Source organism: Algibacter sp., assembly GCF_039977455.1.
Taxonomy (GTDB): domain Bacteria; phylum Bacteroidota; class Bacteroidia; order Flavobacteriales; family Flavobacteriaceae; genus Algibacter_B.
Genome location: NZ_JBDWDG010000032.1, coordinates 93,053 through 100,937, shown reverse-complemented (window position 1 = coordinate 100,937; position 7,885 = coordinate 93,053). Strand labels below are relative to the sequence as shown.

Below are 7,885 nucleotides of genomic sequence, written 5' to 3'. Positions count from 1 at the left end.
ACCAACTGCACCTAGTGTTAATGATGCTTGTGGAAATGTTATTGATCCTGTAATTACTGCAAGTACAGATCCTGATTGCGAAGGTCAAAAAATATATACGTTCACCTATACAGACTGTGCTGGAAACGAAGCGGTTTATACGTACACATATACCATCGAAGTACCAAATGCACCTATTGTTCCGGCTAATGATTCTTCAACCGTAGAGTGTCTTGCTAATGCAACGCAACCAACTGCTCCAGAAGTAACGGATGCCTGTGGTAATGATATAGTACCTGTAATTACACAAAGTGCAGATCCAGATTGTGAAGGCGAAAAAATATATACATTCACGTATACAGATTGTGCGGATAATGTATCGGTTTATACCTACACATATAATATTGATGTTAATACAGCACCTTTAGTACCAGAGAACGATGAATCTACAGTACAGTGTCTTGCCGATGCAGTTCAGCCCACTGCACCAGAATTATCTAATGCTTGTGGCGATAGTATTGTTCCTGTAATAACTGAAAGTACAGATCCTGTTTGCGAAGGTCAAAAAATATATACGTTCACTTATACGGATTGCGCTGGAAACGAAGCCGTTTACACCTATACTTATAACATAGAACTTAATGCATTTATTTTACCACCTAATGCTATAGAAACTGTTGATAATTTAGATGAAGCTGTTGAGCCTACACCACCGACGGTTACCGATAACTGTGGTAACGAAATTACACCGTCAGAACCAACAAAATCAGAAACTCCTGATTGTCAAGGCTCGGTAGTTTACACATATACTTATACCGATTGTGCTAATAATACAGCGGATTGGACATACACATATACTATTGAACTAGCACCTTTTACAGTGCCAGAAAACGAAAGTTCTACAGTAGAATGTTTAGCAGATGCCACGGCACCTGTACCTCCTACAATTAACGATGCCAATGGTACTGAAATTACACCGGTAATGACTCAAAGTACGGATCCTGAATGTGAAGGTGATAAAATTTACACCTTTACATATACCGATTGTGCTGGTAATACCGGTATTTGGGAATATACGTATACAATTAATACAATAACATTACCTACGGTACCTACAAATGATAGTTCTACAGTACAATGTCTTGCAGAAGCTACACAACCAACTGCACCTAGTGTTAATGATGCTTGTGGAAATGCTATTGATCCTGTAATTACTTCAAGTACAGATCCTGATTGCGAAGGTCAAAAAATATATACGTTCACCTATACAGACTGTGCTGGAAACGAAGCGGTTTATACGTACACATATAACATTGAAGTAGCAAATGCACCTATTGTTCCTGCTAATGATTCTTCAACCGTAGAATGTCTTGCTAATGCTACGCAACCAACTGCTCCAGAAGTAACGGATGTTTGTGGTAATGATATAGTACCTGTAATTACACAAAGTGCAGATCCAGATTGTGAAGGGGAAAAAATATATACATTCACGTATACAGATTGTGCCAATAATGTTTCGGTTTATACATATACATACACTATCGATGTAACCACTGCTCCTACGGTTCCTGATAATGCAGAATCTACAGTACAATGTCTAGCTAATGCTATTCAACCTGAAGCACCAGAAATAACTAATGCTTGTGGCGATAGTATTGTTCCTGTAATTACTGAAAGTACAGATCCTATTTGCGAAGGTCAAAAAATATACACGTTCACTTATACGGACTGTGCTGGAAATGAAGCCATTTACACCTATACTTATAACATAGAACTTAATGCATTTATTTTGCCTGACAATGTGGTTGAACCTATTGATAATTTTGATGACGCAGTAGAACCAACACCACCAACAGTAACAGATAACTGTGGTAACATAATTACTCCATCCGAACCAACAAAATCTGAAACTCCAGATTGCCAAGGCTCAGTAATTTATACATTCACTTATACCGATTGTGCAAATAACACAGCAGATTGGACCTTTACTTACGGAATTGAATTAGCACCATTTACAGTCCCTGAAAATGAAAGTTCAATTGTTGAATGTATCTCTGATGCTATTGTTCCAACACCTCCAACGGTGTTTGACTCTAATGGAGATGAAATTACACCAGTAATGACTCAAAGTACAGATCTTCAATGTGAAGGAAACAAAACATACACGTTTACTTATACAGACTGTGCTGGAAATACTGATATTTGGGAATACACCTATGAAATTAATCTTACTGTAGCACCTGTTGTACCAAATAATTCGGGTTCTACAGTTAATTGTATTGACGATGCCGTTTTACCTATAGCACCAATAGTTACAGATTCTTGTGGAAACGCTATTATACCAACAGTTTCTCAAAACCAAGACCCTGAATGTGAAGGTGAAAAGATTTACACATTTATTTATACGGACTGTGCAGGAAATGAATCGGTTTTCATTTACACCTATACTATCGAAGTGCCAAACGGCCCTATTGTTCCAGATAATGACAGCTCAACAGTAGAATGTCTAGCTAATGCTACGCAACCTGTAGTGGCCGAAGTATTTGATTCATGTGGAAATGAAATTATACCTGTAATTACTGAAAGTCCAGATCCAGATTGTGAAGGTCAAAAGATTTATACATTTTCATATACGGATTGCGCTGGAAATGAATCTATTTTCACATATACTTACACTATTGATATAACAACTGCGCCAGTTGTTCCACAAAATGATGGTTCGATAATAGAATGTATTGAAGATGCAACACAACCAGTAATTCCGGACGTAACAGATCCTTGTGGTAACGATATTACTCCTGTTATCACTCAAAGTCCCGATCCAGATTGTGAAGGGGATAAAGTTTATACATTTACCTTTACCGATTGTGCAGGTAACCAATCTGTTTATGTTTATACATATACCATTCAAAAAACGGCTCCCGAAGCACCTACTAACGATAGTACTACCGTAGAATGTCTTGAAGAAGCCTTACAACCTACAGCACTTGTGCTAACAGATGCTTGTGGTAATAATATAACACCTATTATAACAGAAAATGAAGATCCTGTTTGTGAAGGTGAAAAGATATATACCTTTACTTATACAGACTGTGCGGGAAATGAAATTGTTTATACGTATACTTATATAATTAAGGATACAACTCCACCTGTAATCACAATACCAGAAAGTGTAACCGCAGAATGTAGTGACGATTTTTCTCCATTAACATTAAATGAAGCTACAGCAATTGATAATTGTGATCCAAACCCAATTATTACATATAATGATGTTAGAACTAATGGGACATGTAGCGGTGTTTACACTATTGTTCGTACTTGGACTGCAACAGATGCATGTGGGAATTCAGTAAGTAGAGATCAAGTAATATCAATTGCAGATACAATTGCTCCAACATTCGATCAAGATACATTACCAGGAGATATCGTTGTAGAATGTGATGCTATTATAGCACCAGAAACGTTAACAGCAACCGATAATTGTGGTACGGCAGTAGTAACAGTTCAAGATGAAAGAATTGATGGAAATTGTCCTAACAATTATGTAATAAAGCGCTCTTATATTGCAACCGATGACTGTGGTGTTTCAAATATTCATGTTCAAACTATAACAGTACAAGACACCACACCACCTGTTTTTGTCGAAAATTTACCAAGTCCCAATATAGTTGTTGAATGTGATGCTATTCCAGAGCCAATAATATTAACGGCTACCGATACTTGTGGTAATGCTACAGTTAGCATAACGGATTCTAGAACCAATGGAGGCTGCTCAAATAACTATACAATAACACGAAGATGGGTGGCTACGGATGAATGTGGATTAACAACAACGCATACACAAAATATTATTGTTCAGGATACCACTGCTCCAACGTTTGTTGATGCTTTACCTGAAAATATAGTCGTGGAATGTGACATGGTTCCAGAACCATCCACCCTAACAGCAATGGATAATTGTGGAGAAGCTATTGTAACAGTAAGTGATGTAAGAACGCAAGGCGATTGTCCTTCAAATTATATCCTTGCACGTACTTATTTAGCAACCGATGAATGTGGATTAACAACGTCGCATACCCAAATAATAACTGTTCAGGATACCACTGCTCCAATTCCTACAACAGAATTTGAACCAGTTCTAAATGTGAGTTGTACGGATATTCCGGAAGCCATAACTATGGAATTTTCTGATAATTGTTCTTCAACGGTATTCCAAGAATTTAATGAAACAAATTCTTTTGATGAAAATGTTATTGCAGATTACCAAATTGTAAGAACATGGACAGTAAGTGATGAATGCGGAAATCAAGAAGTTTATACACAAACATTAAATGTAGCACTTGATGAAATCATAAATGAAGTGGTTGCACAAGATATATGCTTTGATAATGGTGTGGTTAACTTAGATGGCTTTTTAGCAGAAAATGTAATTGGTGGTTCATGGGAGCTTATTGAAGGAAGTCCTGTAGCAACCATAAATGGAAGCATCTTTGACCCTACCAATCTTGATACTATTTATTCTGAAGAGTTTAATCCTAATACCGAGGGTATGGAATACATTTTAAGGCATACTGGGTTTCAATCCGGATGTTTAAATATAACCGATGTAATAATGATAGTTGATGCTAAATGTAGAGTATTACCTTGTGGCGCAAAAGACATTAGTATTTCAACGGCTATAACACCAAATGGTGATAAATTTAATGAAACATTTGATATTGAAGGTATTACTTTATGTGGCTTTGTTGCAGAGGTAAAAATATTTAACCGTTGGGGCGCACTAGTTTTCGAATCTAATGAATACACATTAGGAAGTGAAAGAGAAGGTAATGCTTTTGGAGTATTCGGAAAATGGAATGGTTCTTCAACCAAAGCATCCTTCGGAAACAATGGAAAATTACCTAACGGAACATATTATTATATCATTAACTTAAGAAATAGTGGATTGGACCCAATTACTGGTCCTGTATACTTAGGAACCAAATAAAAACTTAACCTATGAAGTTTATTAAATTTAATATAATCGCTATTGCATTATTAAGCTGTACGATTGGAGTTGCCCAACAATTACCCCAATTTACGCAGTACATGTATAACACTATTTCAATTAATCCTGCTTATGCAGGTAGTAGAGAAGCTTTAAGTGTTGTTGGATTGCATAGAAGTCAATGGGTCGGTTTTAAAGGCGGACCAATTACACAAACGTTATCAATTCATACACCGCTAAGAAATGAAAGAATTGGATTAGGTTTGTCATTAATTGAAGATGATTTAGGTCCGCAAAATTTCACGTATTTATATGGAGATTTCTCATATAATATACCAACTGGAAGAAATGGAAAATTAGCCTTCGGTTTAAAAGGTGGTTTTACCCAATTTAGTTTCGATACCAATTTCAGATTGGATGAAGATAACCAAAGTGACCCCTTAATATATGGAACTGAGGATAGATGGTCTCCAAATATTGGTGCCGGTATTTATTGGAGCACTAACCGTGTTTATGCAAGTTTATCTGCTCCTAGAATATTAAATAATGGTAGTAATAACAATCGTAGTTTTGAAGCTTTAGATAATATAAGTTATTATTTTACTGCAGGTGGTGTTATTGATCTTACAAAAAGTATTAAATTTAAACCAGCTACATTAATTAAAGCAACTAATGGTGCTCCCGTATCTTACGATTTAACTGCAAATTTCTTATTTAACGAAAAATTTTGGGTAGGTGGTTCATATCGAATAAACGAAAAAACTGCTGCCATTGGTGGCATCGTAGATTTTCAAGTATCTAGACAATTACGTGTTGGATATGCCTATGAAAAACCAACATCAGAAATTGCAGATTATACAACAGGAACACACGAAATTTTACTTATGTATGAGTTTAAATTCTTAAGTTCTAAATTAAAATCACCAAGATATTTCTAATCCTAACTTATCTATGATCACTAAAAATTACATATTAGTTTGTATGGCTTTATTGCTTAGTCTTTCTATGTTCCCTCAACAAAGAAAACAAAAGAGAGCAGACACTTTATTTAATAAATTCTCTTTTGTTAAGGCTGCCAAACTTTACAGAGAACTTGTTCAGGATAATTACAACAGAAACTATGCCACCAGAAAACTTGCGGATAGTTATGCCCTTTTAAGAGACCCTAGAAATGCATCTAGATATTATAAAAGTGCCGTAAAACAAAAAGACGTTCCAGTTGAATATTATTATAAATATGCTCAATCGTTACGTGGTATGAAAAAATACGACGAATCTCAAATATGGCTTCAGCGCTACAAAGATTCAGGAGGGGTTCTTGATACCAATGATTTTTCGAAAGACCTAAATTTTATAACAAGTGTATTTGGTGCAAAACAACAGTATTTTTTAGATCGTGTACGCTTTAATTCAAAATATAGCGATTTTGGAGCCTTCGAGCATGATGGTTTAGTTTATTTCGCATCGGCAAGGGATGAAGGTGTAGCTATTAAACGCTTATATGGCTGGGATGAACAGCCCTTTTTAGATATTTATGTTACCAAAGCTGGCTCAAAAAGAAATGTAGATCATACCGCCAAATTAAAGGGCGATATAAACTCCATATATCATGATGGTCCTGTAGCTATCACTAAAGATGGTAAAACCATGTATTTTTCTAGAAACAATTTCAAGGATGATATTGAGCTGAAAGATAAAAATGGACTTACCAATATGAAAATTTATCGCGCTACCAAAGTTGATAGTTTATGGACAAACGTAGAAGACCTTTCCATTAATAGCGATGAATTTTCAACACAACATGCCGCTTTAAATATTGATGAAACAAAATTATATTTTACTTCAGATAGACCTGGGACCTATGGTGGCTCCGATATTTGGACTGCCGATATTGCTCCTGATGGAACATTAGGAAACGTTCAAAACCTTGGAGATGTGGTTAACACAGAAAATGCAGAAGGATTTCCTTTTATAAATAATGAAGGGGTTTTATTCTTCTCTTCCGATGGTCATACCGGTTTAGGTTTATTAGATATCTATGCCGCCATAAAAGGTGAAGATGAAGAAAGTATTGTCGATGTAATTAACCTTGGTGTACCTTTAAATTCTAATAAAGATGATTTTGCTTTTACGATGAATCAAAATGGCATTACTGGATATTTCGCATCTAACCGTCAAGGTGGTAGAGGAAGTGATGATATTTATGCCTTTAATAGAGAACCTGCTTTACATGTTGAAGGTGTGGTTACTGATGCCATTAACACGTTCCCTATTGTTGGGGCGAAAATTACATTGTTTGACGAAAACGATAACCAGATTGCCTTTATGGAAACCGATGAAAACGGTTATTTCCAAATTAATATAGATAGAAACCAGGATTACAAAATAGTTGCCAATCAAGATAAATATATTGAAGATTATAGAGAATTTACGTCAAAAAACTTACAAACAGAGTTAACTTCAATTGGAGCCAACTTATTACTTAACCCAGTTCAAGATGTAGTTAAGCTGGCAGAAATAGATTTAAATACTATTTACTTTAACTTTGATAGCCATACCATTAGGGCCGATGCCGAAGCACAGTTAAATAAAATTGTGAACCTCATGCAAAATGACTATCCAGAAATGATAATCCGAATTGAATCGCATACCGATTCTAGAGGAGCACTATCATACAACGATAAACTTTCTATTGATAGAGCCAATAGTACTTATAAGTATTTAATTTCTAAAGGCATTGATCCTGCTAGAATTACTGAGCACGAAGGTTTTGGAGAACGTAGATTAACTAATGGTTGTGAAGATGGTCAAAAATGTGAAGAAAAAGATCATCAATTAAACAGACGTACACAATTTATAGTAGTAAAAATGGAATAGAAAAATTATTGTAAAGCAAATGTATTCTAACAAATAGTATGT

General features: G+C 35.5%; 3 protein-coding genes. All 3 read left to right on the top strand.

The genetic code is table 11. The annotated features are described in order from the left end of the window. Positions 1-4,966: gliding motility-associated C-terminal domain-containing protein (locus ABJM36_RS16295; protein ID WP_348452637.1), on the top strand; the 4,966-nt coding region annotated here is incomplete at its 5' end. Between the two features lie 11 nt (positions 4,967-4,977). Beyond that, a complete protein-coding gene (locus ABJM36_RS16290) occupies positions 4,978-5,904 on the top strand; it encodes a type IX secretion system membrane protein PorP/SprF (protein WP_348452635.1) in 927 nt (308 codons plus the stop codon). 43 nt (positions 5,905-5,947) lie between these two features. Then, positions 5,948-7,843: an OmpA family protein gene (locus tag ABJM36_RS16285; RefSeq protein WP_348452633.1), complete on the top strand. Its 1,896-nt coding sequence runs from the start codon at positions 5,948-5,950 to the stop codon at positions 7,841-7,843. The last annotated feature ends 42 nt before the right edge of the window (positions 7,844-7,885 follow it).

Bases quoted from the DNA above. Each gene is read 5' to 3' on its own strand.
- ABJM36_RS16285 (WP_348452633.1), top strand. From the start codon at position 5,948: ATGGCTTTATTGCTTAGTCTTTCTATGTTCCCTCAACAAAGAAAACAA.
- ABJM36_RS16290 (WP_348452635.1), top strand. From the start codon at position 4,978: ATGAAGTTTATTAAATTTAATATAATCGCTATTGCATTATTAAGCTGT.